Origin of the sequence: Microbacterium sp. WHRI 7836, from assembly GCF_040223885.2 — a bacterium.
GTDB lineage: Bacteria > Actinomycetota > Actinomycetes > Actinomycetales > Microbacteriaceae > Microbacterium > Microbacterium oxydans.
The window spans coordinates 2,241,706-2,259,109 of sequence record NZ_CP168171.1 but is presented as its reverse complement, the minus strand read 5'-3'; the positions used below and the strand labels follow the sequence as shown (position 1 = coordinate 2,259,109).

General features: G+C 68.7%; 20 protein-coding genes. 10 read left to right on the top strand and 10 right to left on the bottom strand.

Going from position 1 to position 17,404, the window contains the following annotated elements; all coding sequences use genetic code 11:
- Positions 1–62 precede the first annotated feature (62 nt).
- Genes ABRP18_RS10840 through ABRP18_RS10830 form a run of 3 tightly spaced genes read left to right on the top strand, consistent with a single transcriptional unit; the run spans position 63 to position 2,183 of the window.
- On the top strand, positions 63–845 hold the full coding sequence (locus tag ABRP18_RS10840; RefSeq protein ID WP_174799784.1) for an SDR family oxidoreductase: 783 nt from the start codon (positions 63–65) through the stop codon (positions 843–845).
- Positions 846–847: 2 nt separating this feature from the next.
- The gene (locus tag ABRP18_RS10835; protein ID WP_046749462.1) at positions 848–1,561 is read left to right on the top strand and encodes a uracil-DNA glycosylase; all 714 of its coding nucleotides are present in this window, start codon (positions 848–850) and stop codon (positions 1,559–1,561) included.
- 4 nt (positions 1,562–1,565) lie between these two features.
- Positions 1,566–2,183: a GNAT family N-acetyltransferase gene (locus tag ABRP18_RS10830; RefSeq protein ID WP_046749461.1), complete on the top strand. Its 618-nt coding sequence runs from the start codon at positions 1,566–1,568 to the stop codon at positions 2,181–2,183.
- A 35-nt stretch (positions 2,184–2,218) separates the two neighbouring features.
- Here the strand turns inward: ABRP18_RS10830 and ABRP18_RS10825 are convergent, their stop codons facing one another.
- The 6 genes from ABRP18_RS10825 to ABRP18_RS10800 all read right to left on the bottom strand — a co-directional run bounded on the left by ABRP18_RS10825 (position 2,219) and on the right by ABRP18_RS10800 (position 8,174).
- Positions 2,219–3,016 (bottom strand): ABC transporter ATP-binding protein, encoded by a 798-nt coding sequence (locus ABRP18_RS10825; protein WP_061017283.1) that lies wholly within the window; start codon positions 3,014–3,016, stop codon positions 2,219–2,221.
- A complete protein-coding gene (locus tag ABRP18_RS10820; protein ID WP_113681583.1) occupies positions 3,013–3,804 on the bottom strand; it encodes an ABC transporter ATP-binding protein in 792 nt (263 codons plus the stop codon). The genes ABRP18_RS10825 and ABRP18_RS10820 overlap by 4 nt, the downstream gene beginning before the upstream one ends.
- On the bottom strand, positions 3,801–4,670 hold the full coding sequence (locus ABRP18_RS10815) for an ABC transporter permease (RefSeq protein ID WP_113681582.1): 870 nt from the start codon (positions 4,668–4,670) through the stop codon (positions 3,801–3,803). The genes ABRP18_RS10820 and ABRP18_RS10815 overlap by 4 nt, the downstream gene beginning before the upstream one ends.
- Complete coding sequence (locus ABRP18_RS10810; protein WP_061017277.1) at positions 4,667–5,617, bottom strand: ABC transporter permease; 951 nt, start codon at positions 5,615–5,617, stop codon at positions 4,667–4,669. Before ABRP18_RS10810 ends, ABRP18_RS10815 begins: the two co-directional genes overlap by 4 nt.
- Positions 5,618–5,634: 17 nt before the next feature.
- Positions 5,635–7,155, bottom strand: a complete 1,521-nt coding sequence (locus ABRP18_RS10805; protein ID WP_349884632.1) for an ABC transporter substrate-binding protein — start codon at positions 7,153–7,155, stop codon at positions 5,635–5,637.
- A gap of 92 nt (positions 7,156–7,247) precedes the next feature.
- Positions 7,248–8,174, bottom strand: coding sequence for an alpha/beta fold hydrolase (locus tag ABRP18_RS10800; protein WP_113681579.1), 927 nt, complete (start codon positions 8,172–8,174; stop codon positions 7,248–7,250).
- 172 nt (positions 8,175–8,346) lie between these two features.
- Here ABRP18_RS10800 and ABRP18_RS10795 point away from each other — a divergent pair, with 172 nt between their 5' ends.
- The 3 genes from ABRP18_RS10795 to ABRP18_RS10785 are packed head-to-tail and all read left to right on the top strand — an operon-like array spanning position 8,347 to position 10,078.
- Entirely contained in the window at positions 8,347–8,823 is a 477-nt protein-coding gene (locus ABRP18_RS10795) for a carboxymuconolactone decarboxylase family protein (RefSeq protein WP_046749454.1), read from the top strand.
- On the top strand, positions 8,820–9,548 hold the full coding sequence (locus tag ABRP18_RS10790; RefSeq protein WP_179515936.1) for a tyrosine-protein phosphatase: 729 nt from the start codon (positions 8,820–8,822) through the stop codon (positions 9,546–9,548). Before ABRP18_RS10795 ends, ABRP18_RS10790 begins: the two co-directional genes overlap by 4 nt.
- A gap of 59 nt (positions 9,549–9,607) precedes the next feature.
- Entirely contained in the window at positions 9,608–10,078 is a 471-nt protein-coding gene (locus ABRP18_RS10785) for an SIP domain-containing protein (protein ID WP_046749452.1), read from the top strand.
- Between the two features lie 72 nt (positions 10,079–10,150).
- Here ABRP18_RS10785 and ABRP18_RS10780 read toward each other — a convergent pair whose 3' ends face one another.
- The 4 genes from ABRP18_RS10780 to ABRP18_RS10765 all read right to left on the bottom strand — a co-directional run bounded on the left by ABRP18_RS10780 (position 10,151) and on the right by ABRP18_RS10765 (position 14,297).
- Complete coding sequence (locus tag ABRP18_RS10780; protein ID WP_058631339.1) at positions 10,151–10,594, bottom strand: hypothetical protein; 444 nt, start codon at positions 10,592–10,594, stop codon at positions 10,151–10,153.
- Positions 10,591–11,394, bottom strand: a complete 804-nt coding sequence (locus ABRP18_RS10775; protein ID WP_046749450.1) for an arginase family protein — start codon at positions 11,392–11,394, stop codon at positions 10,591–10,593. The genes ABRP18_RS10780 and ABRP18_RS10775 overlap by 4 nt, the downstream gene beginning before the upstream one ends.
- Before the next feature lie 64 nt (positions 11,395–11,458).
- Positions 11,459–12,202, bottom strand: coding sequence for a PspA/IM30 family protein (locus ABRP18_RS10770; RefSeq protein WP_046749449.1), 744 nt, complete (start codon positions 12,200–12,202; stop codon positions 11,459–11,461).
- 58 nt (positions 12,203–12,260) lie between these two features.
- Positions 12,261–14,297: a TPM domain-containing protein gene (locus ABRP18_RS10765; protein WP_058631338.1), complete on the bottom strand. Its 2,037-nt coding sequence runs from the start codon at positions 14,295–14,297 to the stop codon at positions 12,261–12,263.
- 122 nt (positions 14,298–14,419) lie between these two features.
- On the opposite strand from ABRP18_RS10765, the gene ABRP18_RS10760 reads away from it, so the two are divergent.
- The 4 genes from ABRP18_RS10760 to ABRP18_RS10745 all read left to right on the top strand — a co-directional run bounded on the left by ABRP18_RS10760 (position 14,420) and on the right by ABRP18_RS10745 (position 17,367).
- Entirely contained in the window at positions 14,420–15,259 is an 840-nt protein-coding gene (locus tag ABRP18_RS10760) for a DUF3097 domain-containing protein (RefSeq protein WP_058631337.1), read from the top strand.
- A gap of 53 nt (positions 15,260–15,312) precedes the next feature.
- Entirely contained in the window at positions 15,313–16,038 is a 726-nt protein-coding gene (gene trmB, locus ABRP18_RS10755; protein WP_349884630.1) for a tRNA (guanosine(46)-N7)-methyltransferase TrmB, read from the top strand.
- A complete protein-coding gene (locus ABRP18_RS10750) occupies positions 16,035–16,907 on the top strand; it encodes a CPBP family intramembrane glutamic endopeptidase (RefSeq protein ID WP_349884629.1) in 873 nt (290 codons plus the stop codon). The genes trmB and ABRP18_RS10750 overlap by 4 nt, the downstream gene beginning before the upstream one ends.
- 67 nt (positions 16,908–16,974) lie before the next feature.
- Positions 16,975–17,367, top strand: a complete 393-nt coding sequence (locus tag ABRP18_RS10745; RefSeq protein WP_061015248.1) for a DUF1304 domain-containing protein — start codon at positions 16,975–16,977, stop codon at positions 17,365–17,367.
- Positions 17,368–17,404: the final 37 nt, after the last annotated feature.

The window sequence follows — 17,404 nt, the reverse complement described above, 5'->3', positions numbered from 1 at the left end:
GGTTCCACGACAGCGCCGTGGGGGGAGCTCGCAATCGGGGGAGAACGCCGTACGGTGGAGGCATGGTGAACAGACGAGCAGTGGTGACAGGTGCGAGTTCGGGCATCGGCGCAGCGACGGTGCGTGCGCTCCGTGCCAGGGGATGGGACGTCGTCGGTGTGGCACGCCGCGCGGATCGACTGGCCGCGCTCGCCGCGGAGACCGGGGCTTCGGCCATCGCCTGCGACCTGACCGATTCGTCCGCCGTCGAGGCGCTCGTGGGCGAGATCGAGCGATCCGGCCCGGTCCACGCTCTCGTCCAGGTCGCCGGTGGCGCCCGTGGCACCGATCGCATCGAGGACGCGTCCGTCGAGGACTGGCAGTGGATGTTCGACGCCAACGTCCTGGCGAGTCAGCGTCTCGTCGCGGGCCTGCTTCCGCTGCTGCGCCGTGCGGCTGCCGCGGACGGCCACGCGGATGCGCTCTTCGTGACGTCCACTGCCGCGCAGACCGCGTATGCCGGAGGTGCGGGCTACAACGCGGCGAAGGCTGCGGAGGGGATGCTGGTGAAGGTGCTCCGGCAGGAGCTCAACGGCGAGCCCATCCGTGTGGTCGAGGTGGCTCCGGGAATGGTGCACACCGAGGAGTTCACGCTCAATCGGCTCGGCGGTGACCCCGTGGCTGCGGAGGCGGTGTACGCCGGTGTCGAAGCCCCGCTCGTGGCCGATGACGTCGCCGACGTGATCGCCTACGCCCTGGAGTCTCCCGGCCATGTGAATCTCGACCTGATCACGATGCGTCCGGTCGCGCAGTCCGCACAGCACCTGCTCGCCCGCGGGCCGCTGCGCGTGCGATCGGCCGATTGACGATGGCGCAGACTCTCGCGGAGCTCGCCGCCGAGGGGCGGATCGATGAGGGATGGGCCGAGGCGCTGGCCCCGGTGCAGGACACGATCACCGCACTGGGTGAGCGCCTGCGTGCCGAGCAGCAGGCAGGGCACGGCTACCTCCCGGCGGGTGGGAATGTGCTCCGAGCGTTCCAGCGGCCCCTGTCGGACGTGCGGGTGCTCATCACAGGACAGGATCCGTACCCCACTCCTGGGCACCCCATCGGGTTGTCGTTCGCCGTGGATCGCGACGTGCGCCCCCTGCCCCGCAGCCTTGCGAACATCTACAAGGAGCGGCAGAGCGATCTCGGGATTCCGCCGGCACCGCACGGGGACCTCACCGCGTGGAGCGATCAGGGCGTCCTCCTGCTCAACCGGGTGCTCACCGTGCGCCCCGGCGCGGCGGCGTCGCATCGAGGCTGGGGGTGGGAGAAGGTCACCGAGCTGGCCATCCGCACCCTCGTCGCCCGCGATCAGCCGCTCGTCGCGATCCTGTGGGGCAGGGACGCGGCGAACCTGCAGCCTCTCCTGGGCGAGACGCCGGTGATCTCTTCCGCACACCCCTCGCCCCTCTCCGCCAGCCGTGGCTTCTTCGGGTCGCGACCGTTCTCCCGTGCCAACACCCTTCTCGAGGAGCAGGGTGCGGCGGCGGTGGACTGGCGAGTGGATGGCGAAGGCCCTCTCTCCCTAAGCTGAGCGCATGCAGTTCGAGCCGGGGGACCGTCGCCGCGTTCTCCCGCGCCATCTCCGACCTGCCCCGGCCCCCGAGGTCTTCTCCTATGCGATCCGCCCGGTCCGCCCGGCGGATCTGCCGCACGTGCGTGAGATATACAACCACTTCGTGAGCAACTCGGCCGTGACCCTCGACGAGCGCCGCAGCAGCATCCCCTACTGGCGCGAGAAGTACGCGCTGCTGACCAGGCTGCAGCTGCCGTTCCTCGTGGCGGTGTCCCCGGGCGGCGAAGTGATGGGCTACGCGCTGGCGCAGCCCTGGGCGGGGAAGAACGCCTACAAGTACACGGTCGAGGACTCGATCTACCTCGGTCCGGGAGCCGGGGGCAAGGGGCTCGGCGCGGCACTGCTGCAAGCACTCATCGACGCCTGCGAGCAGATCGGTCTGCGCGAGATGGTCGCGGTCATCAGCGATCATGGCGCCGAGGCGTCGATCCGACTGCACGAGAAGCTCGGCTTCGTCGAGGCCGGACGGATGGGGCGGGTCGGCTACAAGTTCGGCAGGGACCTCGGCACCGTGTACATGCGTCGTGTGCTCACGCCGACGGGGCGGCGACGAGGAAAGCTGTTCGGCGCGCGACGCTGATGCCCGGAGGGGCGCACCCCGTTCACCTCGTCCGCTCAACCGCCCGGCGGGGTGGGGATGACGGGGATCGCCGCGAGCAGCCTCCTGGTGTAGTCCTGCGTGGGGTGCAGGAGCACATCGCTCGTCGCGCCCCGTTCGACGACGCGCCCGTCCTTCATCACGACGACCGTGTCGCAGAGGTTCTGCACCACGCCGATGTCGTGAGACACGAGCACGAGTGTGAGGTTGCCCGTGCGTCGCAGCTCGATCAGCAGCTCGAGGATCTGCGCGCGCACGGTGACGTCCAGGGCGGACAGGGGTTCGTCGCCGACCAGGACCCGCGGACCGTGGACGATCGCCCTCGCGAGCGCGATCCGTTGACGCTGCCCGCCGGAGAACTCGTGGGGATACCGGTCTGCCATGTCGGGCTCGAGGCCCACCTGGGCCAGTACCTCGCGGACGCGCGCGCGGTGGTCGCCTTCGACGCCGAGCGCCCACAGCGGTTCGCGGACGATCTGGCCTGCCGTCATGCGCGGGTCCAGGGACGCGTAGGGATCCTGGAAGACCAATCCCGTCTCCCGCCGCAGCCAGTGCAGGGACTTCGCGGGAGCGGATGCGTCCACGGCACGTCCGTCGACCGTCACAGAGCCGGATGTCGGGCGGTCGAGTCCCAGCAGCAGTCGCACCAGGGTGGACTTGCCCGATCCCGACTCGCCGATGATGCCGACCGCTGACCCCTCGACGATGTCGAGGTCGGTCGGGGCCAGGGCGGTCACGGTTCGGGCACGCTCGAACGCGGAGCGCTTCGGTGCGAAGAAGTCCCGGCCGAGGCCTCGTGCTTCGATCAGGCTCATGCGGTGCCCCCGTCCGGACGCCAGAGCGTGGCCGTCGCATCACGCAGCAGTCCCTGCGTGATCGGCGAAGCGGGACTCGACAGAAGGGTGGAGACCGGTGCGGCTTCGACGACCTTGCCGTGTTCGAGCACGACACCCTCGGTCGCGACCTGGGCGAGCACGGCGAGATCGTGGGTGATGAAGACCAGCGACATGCCCTCGTCCGCGACGAGCGTCAGCAGCAGGGAGAGGATCTCCGCCTGGATCGTGACATCCAATGCCGTGGTCGGCTCGTCTGCGATGAGCAGACGCGGACGACAGGCGAGAGCCATCGCGATCGCGACGCGCTGCCTCTGACCGCCGGAGAGCTGGTGCGGGTAGCGGTCGACGATCGACTCCGGGTCGGGCAGCCGCACCCGAGCCGCTTCCGCGATCGCCCGTTCTCGCGCCGCGCGGCGTCCGAGTCCTTCGTGGATGCGGATCGATTCCGCGATCTGGCGTCCGACGGTCCTGATCGGGTTGAGCGCGGTGCGGGGCTCCTGGAACACGATGCCGATGTCGTCTCCTCGGAGGCGCGCGAGCTCGCGGTCCGGCATCCCGATCAGTTCGATCCCTTTCCAGCGGATGCTTCCCCTGGCGGTCGCACCGTCGGGGAGCAGTCCCAGCACCGCGAGGGCGGTGAGCGACTTCCCCGAGCCGGATTCCCCGATCAGCCCGAGCCTCGCTCCGTCTGCGACCTCGAAGGAGACGCCGTCGACCACCGGCCGACCGTCGATCTCGATCACGAGGTCCTGCACCGACAGGCTCATGCGACCACCCCCGGAGTGTGGATCTCGGCGGAGCGGTGCCGCAGCGTCGGATCCGTCGCCTCGCGCAGACCGTCACCCAGCAGGTTCAGCGCGAGCACCGTGATCGTGATGGCGAGTCCCGGCCAGATGACCGACAGCGGATGCACCCCGATGTAGCGCTGGAGGTCGGCGAGCAGCAGGCCCCAGCTCGGATCGACCACGGAGGCGCCGAAACCCAGGTACGACAGGCCGGCCTCCGCGAGGACGGCGACGGCCATCGACCAGGACAGCTGCACGATGAAGACGGGTGCCACGTTCGGCAGCAGGTGGCGCACCAGGCTCTGCGCGGGGGTGAGTCCTGCGGCTCTGGCGGCGAGGACGAAGTCGCTCTGCTGCACGCGGCGCAGCTCCGGACGCGTGACCCTCGCGATGTTGACGCCGAAGCCGATGCCGACCGCCCAGATCACGACCCAGAGCGAACCGCCCCAGACAGAGGAGATCATCATCGCGATCAACAGCACAGGGAAGGCGATCAGGATGTCGACGAGCACGGCGACGGTCTCCCGCATCCACCGTGCGGTGAGCGCTCCGAGTGCGGCCAGGGCGATCCCCACAGCCGTGGCGATGATGCCGGCCCCCACGCTCACGAACACCGTCGTGCGGGCACCAGCCATCAGCAGACTCAGGATGTCGCGTCCGGTGTCGTCGGTGCCGAGGACGTGGGGCCAGCTCGGCGGCAGCCACCGATCGCCGATGTCCGAGGCCTGCGGATCGAACGGCGTCCAGAGGAGCGAGATCAGCGCGGTCATGACGATCACCAGGACGACGACGATGCCGAAGCGTCCTGTGGAGGTGTCCCAGAGGCGGGAGAGCCAGCGCGGATTCATGCGGACTCCCGCTGACGAGGATCGATCGCGCGGTGCAGGAGGTCGACCAGGAAACCGACGACCAAGACGAATCCGGTGAGGACGAGGAGTTCGCTCTGCACCTTGATCAGATCGCGCGTGCCGACATCGGCCACGAGCATACGGCCGATCCCCGGCAGGGTGAACAGCTGTTCGATCACGACGGACCCGACGATGATGCCGGCCACCTGGAGCCCGAGCACGGTGATGATGGAGAGGCCGACGGCGGGGATGCCGTGCTGGATGAGGGCTCGGGTACGGGTGAGACCCTTCGCGGCGGCGGTGCGGACGAAGTCCTGTCCCGCTGCCTGCAGGGTCGCGCTGCGTACGAACCGCATGAGCATCGCCCCCTCGACGATCCCGATCGTGAGCGCGGGGAGCAGCAGCGACTCGATCGCCTTCCCCGGTGTGGACCAGCCGGTGCGGGGGAAGCCCTGGGGAGGAAGCCATCCCAGCCATACCGAGAACACGACGATCAGCATCATGCCGGCCCAGACGACGGGGACGGCGGCGAGCGTCTGGGCTCCGACGCTGAGCGCCGTCCCGCCGCGCCGATTGCGAAGAAGGGCGGCGAGGATCCCGAACGGCACAGCGATGACGACGGCGATCAGGAGCGACATCGCTCCGAGCGGAACGGTGACCTGGGCCTTGAGGAGGATCTCTTCGCCGACGGAGGCGCCGGACAGCAGCGATGTGCCGAGATCGCCGCGGAAGATGCCCCCGATCCAGTCGGTGTACTGGGCGAGGAGCGGGCGATTCAGGCCGAGGGATTCGCGGAGCGCTTCGACCTCGGCGGGTGAGGCCTGCGTGCCGGCGATGAGCTGTGCGACATCGCCGGGGAAGACGCGCAGCGTCAGGAAGATGAGCGCGCTCGACACGAGGAGCCCTGCGATGAGCAGGGCTCCCCGGACGAGCGCATAGCGGATCACGACGCGGTGATCGCTTGCTACTTCTCAGCGGAGACGGTGACGCCCGTGAGGTTGATGCGGGAGTTGATCGAGTCTTCGGGGAAGCCGGACACGATGGGGCTCACGGCGGTGATGGTCTCTCCGTTGTAGAGCCAATCGGCGGCGTGGTCTTCCGAGACGATGCGCGCTGCCTGTGCCAGCAGGTCGGCGGACTTGTCGGGGTCGACCTCGGCCAGAGCTTTCGTGTACAGATCCTGCACCTCGGCGTTGTCGTAGCCGAAGTAGTAGTCGGGGTTGGCGAAGTTGCCGAAGTCGCGCGGCTCGACGTGCAGCACGAAGCTGAGGTCGTAGTCGTGGTTCGTGTACACGTCCTCCAGCCAGGTGGGGAACTCGACCGAGTTCACCTCGAGCGTCACGCCGACCTTCTTGAAGTCCGAGATCAGCACCTTGGGCACGGTCGTGCCGTAGAACGAGGGGATCGTGAGGGTCAGCTCGAGGTCCTCCTGACTGGCCTCAGCGAGGAGCTTCTTCGCCTTCTCCGGGTCGTAGGAGATCACGTCGGACAGGTCCTCGTAGCCCGGGTCGAGTTCGGGGATGGGCCCGTACAGTGCCGTGCCGGCGCCGACCGCGTCGATGAGAGCCTCATGGTCGATGGCGAGGCGCAGGGCTTCGCGCACCCGCACGTCGTCGAGCGGCGCCTTCTTGTTGTTGAACGCGAGAGTGGCCTTGTCGGTGGTGCGTCCCGTGGTGAGGGTGAAGTCCCCGGAGTCTTCGAGCTGAGGCGCGAGGTTCGGGTCGACGGCCGTGAGCACGTCGACATCGCCGGCCAGTGCGGCGTTGACGCCGGCGGTGAAGTCGGGGATGTACTGGAACTCGACCTGGGCGACGCCGGCAGGATCCCCCCAGTAGGCGTCGTTGCGCGCGAAGGTGATGGTGCTTCCCTTGTTCCAACGCGTCAGCGTGAAGGGACCTGTGCCGTTCTCCGCGGTCTTCAGATCGGTGGTGTCGCCGGACTTGAACACGAGACCGGCCGGGCCGGTGAGCGCGAAGAGGAAGTTCTGGTTCGGAGCGGACAGGGTGATCTGAACCGTGGTCGGGTCCGGCGCCGTGATCGCTGTGACCGACGCGAAGTCCGCGTTGCCCTGCACGGTGGCGTCCGTGCGCACGGTCTCGTACGAGGAGACGACGTCCGCCGACGTCAGCGGCGTGCCGTCGTGGAAGACCACGCCGTCGTTGAGGGTGAAGGTATATGTGAGCCCGTCCGAGGAGACCTCGTAGTCGGAGGCGAGACGCCCCTCGATCTCGTTGTCCTGCGTGCGCGTGACGAGGCCCTCGTAGATGTTGTCGATCAGGATCTGCTCGAGTGCCGCGCCGCTGGTGTGGCGGATGTCGAGGTTGGTGGGCTCGAGGACGAGGCCGACGTGGAGAGTGGCGCTCGGGTCGGGGGCGCCGGGTGAGCTGCTGGTCTCCGGCTCGGTGGTGCCGGAGCAGGCGCTGAGGATGACGGCGGTGGCCGCGAGGGCGGATATCAGCGCGAGACGTCGGGTACGTCGGAACATGGGTGTTTCCTCTCGGTGCGGCAACTGCTGTGTGCCGTGGAATCGAGCCTAGAGATGTGAGAAGGGGTCAGGGTCGGGTGTGGAACGGAACGTCATATTCCGAGGGCGGGCACGGCGGCGTCGATCAGACCGGCGAGGGCGACCGGCGCGGTCTCCTGCACGTTGTGGGTGGCGTCGAGCACGACCACCTCAGCCGCGGGGACGCGTCGCTGGAGCTCGACGGCGTCGGCTTCACTCACGAATCCGCGTGCGGCACGCACCAGGGTGACCGGTACGGTGACCGCGGTCAGATCATCCCAGCCGGTCTCGTGCAGCACCGACGGTGCGGTCGGGGACCCGGGGTCGTGGGCGGCGAGTGCCTGGGCGGCGAGGTGTGCGAAGTGGTGCTTCCACTCCACCCGCCCGTCCTCGCGCACTCGCGTGTTCAGGAAGACACCGCGCTCTGTCTCGGGTCGGGAGCCCCCGAACCCCAGTGAGATCGCCTTGTCGACGAGCTCGTCGCGTGTCGCGAAGTCGGTCGGGCCCGCGTAGAACTCGCGCAGCGCCGCCGGGCCGGCACTCACATCGATGCCGGGAGTGATGTCGACCACGATGAGCTCGGACACCAGATCCGGTCGCGCTGCTGCCAGAGCAGCGCCGGTGAGTCCGCCTAGGGACTGCCCGACCACGACCTGCGGCCCTTCCACCCAGGCGTCGAGCGCTGCGGCCACGTCACGAGCGAGTGTGCGCGGCGTGTAGTCGACGTCGTCCCGCCAGGAGGAGTCGCCGTGTCCGGCGAGATCGATCGCGAGCAGCGGCTGCTGCAGGGCGAGGGCGGTGTTGTCCCAGGTGTGTGCGTTCAGGCCGGCGCCGTGGAGCAGCGTCACACGCGGTGCTTCGCTACCGAAACGCAGGGCGCTCAGGATGCGGCCGTCGGCGAGTGGGAGGGTGAGGCGCGTGACCGGCGGAACCGGTACGCCGAGCGCTTCGGCCTGTGCGGGAAGATAGCTGAACTCGCTGTTGTCGATCGCCACCTCCACATTCTGCGCCCTCGGGAAGCGGCGTCGGAAATGCCGGACCAGTATGACAAGAGATTATTTCGTAACGTGTCGCATTATGTCGTATGAGGACTGGGTTTGATGGGCATATTGATCCAAGCTCCGGTTCGTCTGCGGCAGAGCTTCCCGCTCATCCGCCGAATATCATGGAGTCATGAGCGAGACGCGTGTGCACCTGTCCAAGACCGAGCCGGCCGCGTACCAGGCGCTTGACGCGTTCTCGAAGACGGTGGGCCAGATCTGCGCGGCCAACGGCATCGACGACCGTCTCAAAGAACTCGTCATGATCCATTGCTCGCAGCTCAACGGCTGCGCCTACTGTGCGCGGATCCACGTCGACAGGGCGGTCGCTGCGGGCGTCGACGCCGACACACTGACCCAGATCCCCACGTGGCGTGAGAGCGGTGTCTTCAGCGAGCGGGAGCGCGCCGCTCTCGAACTCGCCGAGGCCTTCACGTTCATCTCGGAGGACGGGATCTCCGACGAGGTGTACGACCAGGTCGGAAGCGTCTTCACCGAGAAGGAGTACGCGGCGCTCAGCTGGGCATGCGTCTCGATCAACGCCTTCAACAGGATCGTGATCGCCGGCCGCTACCCGGTGCCCCCGCGAGGACCGCAGGCGGCGGGATGATGATCCTCGTCGTCGAAGGGGTCTCCAACGTCCGCGACGTGGGAGGCATGCCGGCGGAGGGCGGTCGGATCCGCTCCGGCGTCCTCCTGCGCTCCGGACAGCTCTCCGGAGCGACCACCGCGGGCGCCGCCGCGTTGCGGGAGAGCGTCTCGCACATCGTCGACCTGCGAGACGGCGAAGAGGTCGCAGCCGAGCCGACGGAGATCGACGGGCCGGACACCACCCACCTCCCGCTGTTCCTCGGATCCGTCCGTTCCTTCTTCGAGGCGGACACCAGTCTCGACGACCTCTACCTCCACCTCCTCGAAGAGAGCGGGGAGCGGCTCGTCGCGGCTATCCGCATCATCGCGGCGAGTGGGCGCACGCTGGTGCACTGCACTGTGGGTAAGGACCGGACGGGCGTGACCGTCGCCCTCGCGCTCTCCGCGGTCGGTGCGGATCGGGAGGCCGTCATAGCCGACTACGCGCTCACCGAGTCTCAGCTGCCGGCTCAGCGCACCCGGTGGATCGCCGACTACCTGCGCACGCAGCACCCGGAGGCTGTGCACGCGGTGGCGCTGGCCACGCAGTCGCCGGCGCCCGTGATGCGCCGTCTGCTCGCGCAGGTCGACGAACGATGGGGCTCGGCTGCCGGGTATCTGCGCGCGCAGGGGATGACCGACGATGAGCTCGACGCCCTGGCCGTCGCACTCGTCGAGCGCGAGCAGCGGCCGGAGCGTGCATGATCATCGCGCAGCGGCTACCAGGTTAGGCAAGCCTTCACTTGGTGTACGATGAAGACACCATGAACACCTCGCTCGAGACCCGCGGCACGCGCGCCGAACGTCGCGCAGCGCGTCGGCGCGCCCATCACCTGGTGACGGCTGATGAGAACTCCCTCACGGAGCTCGAGGTGTTCCTGACGACGCTGCCACTGTGCGCCTCCGGGCGCATCTTCATCGAGGTGCCGACGGTCGCCGACATCGGCGTCATCGAGGCTCCCGGTCGCATGACGGTCACGTGGCTCGCTCGTGAGCAGCGTTCCGGGGCTCCCGGAAGCAGCCGTGCGTGCGCAGCCGGTCAGGCGCTCACCCGTGCGACCTGCGCCTGGGCGGACGAGATGATGTGCGACGACGAGATCGAGACCCACGTCACGCTGCTCGGCGGTTACCTCGGCACGGCCGACATCGTCGAGCACCTGACGAGTCATCTCGAGGTCTCGCCGACGCTGATCCGTACCCCCGAGCGTTTCGGCCTGCTGCCCGCCGACCGCTGACTCCGCGTCCGCGCGCCTGATCCGAATCGGCCACTAGCGGCCTGAGACGTCCGTGCAGAGACCGTCGTAGGGTCAGCGCGTCCGTCGAACGTAGTTGCCGTCTTCGAGCCCTGCCTCGATCTCGAAGCGGTTGCGCAGGGGGTCACGCCCCGCGAGGAAGTACAGGATCGGCATCAGGAACCCGTAGCGGAGCCACTGCGCCTTGTGCACAGCCTCATGACGGAGCACGGCCTCGCTCGGTCGCACGTCTCCGGTCAGGAAGCAGCCGCCGACGCACACTCCGCCGCGATTGAACGTCCATGCCGGCATGCCCTGGAAGATCCACAGACCCGCCCGCCGTTCGACGGGTCCTGTGCTCCACAGCGAGCCCCACAGCCAGCCGACGGCGGTGCCCCACAGGTAGCCCAGGCGGCTGATCGGGGAGCGCAACAGGAAGGAGGGGATGCGGCGGTCGAGACGTCGGCCCCGGGCCAGGGCGGCACTCGCCGCGGGTCGCCAGTCAGGAGCCGTCGTCATGCCACCGCTCCGACCAGTCGCAGCAGTGCGCCGAGATCATCGACGGCATCGGCCGGTGACCTCGGTGCGAAACCTGCGATGGTCGCGCCCGCGAGCGGCACTTCCGAGCGCAGTGCGCGGATGGCGGTGCTCAGCGCGGCGGGGGACAGCCCGAACGGCACCGACGACGAGACACCGGCGAAGTCGGACGGATCGAGCACGTCGACGTCGATGTGCACCCAGACCCGTGACGCCCCGGTCGCGCGGACCGCGCCGAGCAGCGCCTCGGGATCTGCGAGGTCGTCGACGGAGAGATTCGTCAGAGGCGCGAGCTGCTCGACCTCCGCGTCATCGAGGTTCCGCATGCCCACGGTGATCACGCGATCGGCGGGGATCGCGGGCGAGAGCACGAGCTGCTCCTCGCCCTCGCCGAGCACAGCCCGCAGTGCCATGCCTGAGAAGGCACCGGAAGGGGACGTGTCCGGCGTGTGCATGTCGGCATGCGCGTCGCACCACACCACGGCGAGGTCGTCGGTTCCGCCCGGCAATGCGTCGAGCGCGGCGACGGTGATGCTGCAATCGCCCCCGATCACGACGGTGTCGGAGTCGATGTGCCCGTGCACGAGTTCACGAGTGCGCAGCAGAGCGCTCAGACGGCGTACACCTGTGCCGAGGGATTCACCGGCTTCGACAGGAACGTCGAGAACGGTCGTCGCCGCGCGGGGGAGATCTCCGGCGATCGCTGCAGCACCGTCCGTGAGGAGCATCGCGCGCGCTGCGGGCGAGCCCTGCCACTGCGGGATGACGAGGAATCGCACCATGAATGCCTCCGAAGAAGGGGGGACGGATGCCTCGGCCCGCGGCCGAGGCATCCGCCCGGTGATGTCAGTTGCCTTCGATGGCCTGGCGGGGAGCGCCGCCGCCGGCCTTGAGCTCGGCCAGACGTGCCTCGACCTCGGTCAGCTCGCCGAGATCCTCGAGGCTCTCGAACTGGGCGTCGAGGCTCGACGCTGCGAGCTCGATCTTGCCCTGAGCGATGGCCTCCTGGCGGCGGACCTTGTCTTCGAACCGTCCCAGTTCGCTGGTGGGGTCGAGCACGTTGATCGAGCCCACGGCGTCCTGGACGCGGGTCTGCGCCTCGGCGACCTTGGCACGGGCGAGGAGTTCGCTGCGCTTGTTCTTGAGCTCGACCAGCTTGTCCTTCATGCCGTTCAAGCCGCTCTTGAGCTTGTCCACGATCTCGGTCTGCGCCGCGATCTGCGGCTCGGCGCCGGTGGCCTCGCGCTCGGCGCTGATCTGACGCTGCAGAGCGATCTTGGCGAGGTTGTCGAACTTGTCCGCGTCGGCCGTGTTGCCGCTCGCGCGCATCTCGTCGGCCTTGCGGCTGGCGGCGAGAGCCTTGTTGCCCCACTCGGTCGATGCCTGGACGTCTTCCTCGTGGTCGCGCTCGAGCAGGCGCAGGTTGCCGATGGTCTCGGCGATCGCGGACTCGGCGTCGGCGATGCTGTTCGTGTAGTCGCGAACGAGCTGGTCGATCATCTTCTGCGGGTCTTCCGCAGAGTCCAGCAAGGAGTTGATGTTCGCGCGGACGAGGGTCGAGATACGTCCGAAGATGGACTGCTTGGTCATGCGTGGTTCCTTTCAGAGGGCGTCTTCGAGAGCTTGTCGTACATGTCTGTGTGGGGGATCAGAAGCGTCTACCTCCTGATCGGCCGCTGCGGCCGCTGCTGCGGGAGCCGCCTCCGAAACCGGAGCTCCGGAAGCCGCCGCCGGAGGAGCGCCATCCGCTGCTGCTTCCTCGACGGGAAGAGCCGCCGCCACCGCCGGCGAGCAGCCCACCGATGATGCCTCCGAGGATGTCGCCGCCGAGTCCTGAGCCGCCCGACGAGGATCCGGACCCGCCGAACGGGCCGCCGAAGCCGCCCTGGTCGTAGCCGGAAGGGGTGTACGCCTGCACGTCCGACCGCGCGGCCGACGTGGCCTGCGTCGCCAGAGCGAGCGCACGGTTCGCCTCCGCGAGCGCGGCATCGGGGTCGGTTGCCCGCAGATTCAGCGCCTGCGACAGGCTCGCCTCCGCGTTCGCGAGGCGGGTGCGCGCGGTGGAGCCCACCGTCCCTCGACGGGTCTCGATGAAGTCCCGAGCCGCGCGGATCTCGGAGTTCGCCTGCGTGAGAGTCTGCTCGAGCAGCTGCTGCACCCGGCGGGCACGTTCGACGCTCTCCCTGCCCTGTGCGATCGCGGCGTCGATCTGCGTGTTCGCGGCGGTGAGAGCCTCGAGCACTCGCTGTGGATCGCGGGCGGTACCGCTCAGATCGGTCTGCGCCGCCCCGAGCTGCTGGGCCGTGGCGGAAGCCGCAGCGGCGATGGCACCCGAGGGGTCGGGCAGCTGCTGCCCGGCTGCGAGGTCGCTCTGCAGTTCGGCGATGAGGGCACGAGATTGAGCTTCGAGCGTCGACAGCTCCGCTCCCAGCGTCGTCACCGCCTGGACGAGCTGGGCGGCCTGCGCGACGGACTGCTCGGCGGTGCGGATCGCGAACGCGGCCTCGCCTGAACGTCCGGCTGCGATGGCCTGCGCCGCCGCCTCGATCGACCGATCCGCGAGGTCGGCCCGTTCGCGTGCCTGCACGGGGTTGTCCGCGACTGTGGCGAGAGCCGCAGGGGCATAGGTGGCGGACAGCGCGTCGAGGGCAGGCTCCGCAGAGGCGAGGGCGGCGTCGAGCGCCGCGCGCTCACCGCGGACGCGCTCGAGCTCCTGCGGGGCGTTCTGCTCGAGCTTTCGGAGCTCGTCGAACGCCGCAGTGTTGTCGTCCAGGATGTCGTCGATCTCGTCGGCGATCCGGATGATGCGTATGTGCCACGCGCGGCGGTCGTGGATCGAATCCTCGATCTCGTCGTCGAGTTTCTGCTTCAGATCGAAGGCCTCGGAGATCTTCGCCTTCGCCGCATCGACGACCCGAGTGAACTCCTCGGTGGCTGCATCGCCGAACTGCGCGACGGCGAAGCCGAGCTCCTCCTTGCTCGAGGTGATGGCATCGTCCGCCTGCACGAGCGCGAGTCCTGCCTGCGTCTCGACCTGCTGGTCGGTGAGAGTGGAGAAGGGGTCGGCGGGGTCCGGTGTCTCCGGCATGGCGCCTCGCTCGCGGATCTCCGCCCGCCGGCGGGCTCCGCGCACCAGTGCCACGACGAGCCACACGAGCAGCGCGACGACGACGACGGCGACGACGATCAGCCCGATGCGGAGCGCACCGGCGCCCCCGTCGCCCTGGATCTCGTCGGCGGCGAGAGTGATGGCGCCGACCCAATCGCCGTCCGCGGCGAAGGGGACCATCTTGTCCTCGATGCTGTCGAGCTGGCCGAAGCTCACCGGGCCGTCGGGGGCAGCGGAGATGTAGTAGCTGCGCCCGTCGACCGCGATCGCCAGGAGGTACTGTTCGGTGCCGAGGTTGTTGTTCTGCGCGACCGTGTCGGCCCACTGCACGTTGTCGGATGGGTTCGTGAAGTCGTCGACGAGCACGACGAACAGATCGGCGCTCGAATTGTCCGTCAGCTCCTGGAGCCGGGCCTCCACCGTCGCCTCTTCGTCGGCACTGAGCACTCCGGCCTGGTCGGTGACGTATCCGGCATCGAGCGTGACGGGATCTGTCGCGGATGCTGCGGAGGTGCTGAACGCACCGGCGACAACGGCGAGAGCGAGTGCGGCCAGCGTGAGCCACCGTTTCGTCATCGTGTTCCCTCCGACCGGCAGCCGAGCCCCATGCCACGAGTCTATGCACTGGGCCCGACACGCGACAGCACTCGACACGGGTTCGCCGTTCGCCCTCAGCGGAGGCACATACGCTGGAAGGCATGGACGACATCTACGGTTCCGACGTGCTCGCGGCGGGCTGGCGCGAGCGCGGCGCGAAGAAGGTGCCCCAGGTCGCGGCCGAGCCGGATCTCGTGGTCGAGGTCGCCGACGACGGCTTCTGCGGGGCAGTCACACGAGTCCAGGGCGGCAACGTCGAGTTGGAGGACCGCGTGGGCCGTCGGCGGTTGTTCCCCCTCGGCGGAGGGTTCCTCATCGACGGCGCACCCGTGAGGCTGATCGTGCCCGGCGCTGCCGATCAAGGGCGGCGGCGCACGGCATCCGGATCGTTCGTGGTGGCCGATCAGCGCGCCCGCGTCGCTCTGCCCAGCCGAATCCTCGTCGAGGGCAAGCACGATGCCGAACTCGTCGAGAAGGTGTGGGGTGCCGACCTGCGGGTCGAGGGCGTCGTCGTCGAGTTCCTCCAGGGCGTCGACCTGCTCGACGACCTGCTGGCCGCAGAGCCACCCAGCGCGACTCGGCGGTACGGCGTGCTCGTCGACCACCTCGTCCCTGGCTCGAAGGAATCGCGCATCGCCGACGCGGTCGCCCGGGGCCCGCACGGACGCCATCTGCGCATCGTCGGCCACCCGTTCGTCGATGTCTGGCAGTGTGTGACGCCTCGGGCCCTCGGCATCGCGAAGTGGCCGGAGATCCCGCGCGGCATCGAGTGGAAGGTCGGCATTTGCCGTGCCTTCGGCTGGCCGCACGAGACACAGGCCGACATCGCGCGCGCGTGGCAGCACATCCTCTCCAAGGTCACGACCTACCGGGACCTGGAACCGGCGCTGCTGGGCCGTGTGGAGGAGCTCATCGACTTCGTCACCGCGCCGACGGCCTGAGCCCGGGAATCGGGGACGCCGGAGCGACGGACGTCGACGGCTACCCTGGAAACATGCCCGAACCCCGTACCTTCCGAGACGAGCCGGTGTCGTTCGTGCGCCGCAGCGGCCGGATGTCCGACGCGCAGGAGCGCGCCTTCGCCGAGCTCGGCCCGCACTATCTACTCGACGTTCCGCGTGACGTCGCCTGGACCTCCGTGCACCCCGAGGCGCGCCTCGATCCTGCGACCGAGTACGGGCGCACCGCTGACCTCTACGTGGAGGTCGGATCGGGCCAAGGCCACGCGATCGTGGCCGCGGCCTCGTCGCGCCCCGAGGACGACTTCCTCGCCGTCGAGGTGTTCCGCGCCGGCCTCGCCAGGACCATGCTCGACGCCGACAGGGAGGGCGCACGCAACCTGCGCGTCGTCGAGGCGAATGCGCCGGAGGTCCTCTCATCGTTCCTCCCTGAGGCGGCTTCACGCGAGGTGTGGATCTTCTTCCCTGACCCCTGGCACAAGAAGAAGCACACCAAGCGACGCCTGGTGAGACCGGGATTCGGCGACGCCGCAGCGCGAGCGCTCCGTGACGGCGGCCTGCTGAGGCTCGCGACCGACTGGGAGGACTACGCCCTGCAGATGCGCGATGTGCTCGACGCGGATCCGCTGTTCGAGCGCGCATTCGAGGGGGAGTGGGCCGAACGCTTCGACGGTCGCGTCATGACCGCGTTCGAGCGCAAGGGCATCGCGAAGGGACGGGATATCCGCGATCTCGTGTACCGGCGCAGGACCCGCGCGTGACCGACACGCGGCGCGACACGGCGTCGAGGACGGGGCTCCTTCCCGCGCTGCTCGTGTGCGCCGCTGCTCCGGCATTCTTCGTGCTGGAGATCCCGTGGCTTGGCTGGACGCTCCTCGCCGCCGGCATCGCAGTCGCCGGTCTCCTCGAACGCCGTGTCGTCGAACGTCGCGGCGGTGAGCGGGGCGCGGATCCAGCCGGGAGCCCACGCCGTCCTTCGCTCACCCGCGATCTCTCGCTGATCGCGATCGGCATGCTGATCGTGAGCATCATCCCGCTGGCAGCGGAACTCGACAACCTCGCGATGCTGCGGTTCACGCTCGCCCTGGGCGGCGCGGTGGCGGTGCCCTACCTGATCTCGAGGTTCGTCTATCGAGACCGTGCCATCGGCTTCCCCTGGCGCACGCACAAGCGCTGGGGACGGCTGCAATGGGGGTGGCTCGTGGCGGTGCTCCTGCTGGGGTGGCTGATCCTGCCCTTCTACTTCATCACCAGCGGGGTGTACCAGAACTGGCCGGTCGTGGACACTCCTGACCTCATCGCCCGTCTCTTCGTCGGGGTCGGCGCCGTGGGCATCTGGGACGAGCTGTTCTTCATCTGCACCGTGTTCGCCCTGCTGCGCCGACACTTTCCCGACCTGCTCGCCAACGTCCTGCAGGCCATCGTTTTCGTCTCCTTCCTGTGGGAGCTGGGCTACCGAGAGGGGGGACCCCTGTTGACGATCCCGTTCGCCCTGCTGCAGGGGCACATCTTCGTGCGGACGCACTCGCTGGCCTATGTCGTGACGGTGCACCTGCTCTTCGATGCTGTGGTGTTCGCCGTGCTGGTACACGCACACAACCCGGGACTTCTTCCGATCTTCCTCCTGTGACGAGGAGGTTCGTGCGCGCCGGTGCTGTCGGCTTGCTCCCGGCCCCCGGGAACGGAAGAATCAGCCCATGCTCATCGTCGGTCTCGTCCTCGCCGCCGCAGCTGCGGCCTTCCACGTCTTCATCTTCGCGCTCGAGTCGCTGCGGTGGACCGAGCCGGAGACGAGGAAGATCTTCGGCGTCCCCAGCGAGGCGGACGCGGTCACGATGAAGCAGCTGGCCTTCAACCAGGGCTTCTACAACCTCTTCCTCGCACTGACGGCCCTGCTCGGCATCGGCCTCGTGATCGTCGGAGCCGAGACGGCGGGGCTTACCCTCGTCTTCGCCGGAACCGGGATGATGCTCGCCGCCGCGCTCGTGCTCGTGCTCTCCGATCGGACCAAGGTGCGTGCTGCGGCGATGCAGGGAACCCTGCCGTTGCTCGCTGTCGTGGTCACCGCGATCGGCCTCGCGATCCGGTGACGATCGAGGGGTGACATCCACGTCGGCACCGGTCACA

Excerpts from the sequence above, each read along its gene's own strand:
- ABRP18_RS10815 (WP_113681582.1), bottom strand. The coding sequence starts at position 4,670 with ATGAATCCGCGCTGGCTCTCCCGCCTCTGGGACACCTCCACAGGACGC.
- ABRP18_RS10785 (WP_046749452.1), top strand. The coding sequence starts at position 9,608 with ATGAACACCTCGCTCGAGACCCGCGGCACGCGCGCCGAACGTCGCGCA.
- ABRP18_RS10820 (WP_113681583.1), bottom strand. The coding sequence starts at position 3,804 with ATGAGCCTGTCGGTGCAGGACCTCGTGATCGAGATCGACGGTCGGCCG.
- ABRP18_RS10780 (WP_058631339.1), bottom strand. The coding sequence starts at position 10,594 with ATGACGACGGCTCCTGACTGGCGACCCGCGGCGAGTGCCGCCCTGGCC.
- ABRP18_RS10835 (WP_046749462.1), top strand. The coding sequence starts at position 848 with ATGGCGCAGACTCTCGCGGAGCTCGCCGCCGAGGGGCGGATCGATGAG.
- ABRP18_RS10795 (WP_046749454.1), top strand. The coding sequence starts at position 8,347 with ATGAGCGAGACGCGTGTGCACCTGTCCAAGACCGAGCCGGCCGCGTAC.
- ABRP18_RS10765 (WP_058631338.1), bottom strand. The coding sequence starts at position 14,297 with ATGACGAAACGGTGGCTCACGCTGGCCGCACTCGCTCTCGCCGTTGTC.
- ABRP18_RS10775 (WP_046749450.1), bottom strand. The coding sequence starts at position 11,394 with ATGGTGCGATTCCTCGTCATCCCGCAGTGGCAGGGCTCGCCCGCAGCG.
- ABRP18_RS10745 (WP_061015248.1), top strand. The coding sequence starts at position 16,975 with ATGCTCATCGTCGGTCTCGTCCTCGCCGCCGCAGCTGCGGCCTTCCAC.
- ABRP18_RS10840 (WP_174799784.1), top strand. The coding sequence starts at position 63 with ATGGTGAACAGACGAGCAGTGGTGACAGGTGCGAGTTCGGGCATCGGC.
- ABRP18_RS10770 (WP_046749449.1), bottom strand. The coding sequence starts at position 12,202 with ATGACCAAGCAGTCCATCTTCGGACGTATCTCGACCCTCGTCCGCGCG.
- ABRP18_RS10805 (WP_349884632.1), bottom strand. The coding sequence starts at position 7,155 with ATGTTCCGACGTACCCGACGTCTCGCGCTGATATCCGCCCTCGCGGCC.
- ABRP18_RS10790 (WP_179515936.1), top strand. The coding sequence starts at position 8,820 with ATGATGATCCTCGTCGTCGAAGGGGTCTCCAACGTCCGCGACGTGGGA.
- trmB (WP_349884630.1), top strand. The coding sequence starts at position 15,313 with ATGCCCGAACCCCGTACCTTCCGAGACGAGCCGGTGTCGTTCGTGCGC.
- ABRP18_RS10830 (WP_046749461.1), top strand. The coding sequence starts at position 1,566 with ATGCAGTTCGAGCCGGGGGACCGTCGCCGCGTTCTCCCGCGCCATCTC.
- ABRP18_RS10825 (WP_061017283.1), bottom strand. The coding sequence starts at position 3,016 with ATGAGCCTGATCGAAGCACGAGGCCTCGGCCGGGACTTCTTCGCACCG.
- ABRP18_RS10760 (WP_058631337.1), top strand. The coding sequence starts at position 14,420 with ATGGACGACATCTACGGTTCCGACGTGCTCGCGGCGGGCTGGCGCGAG.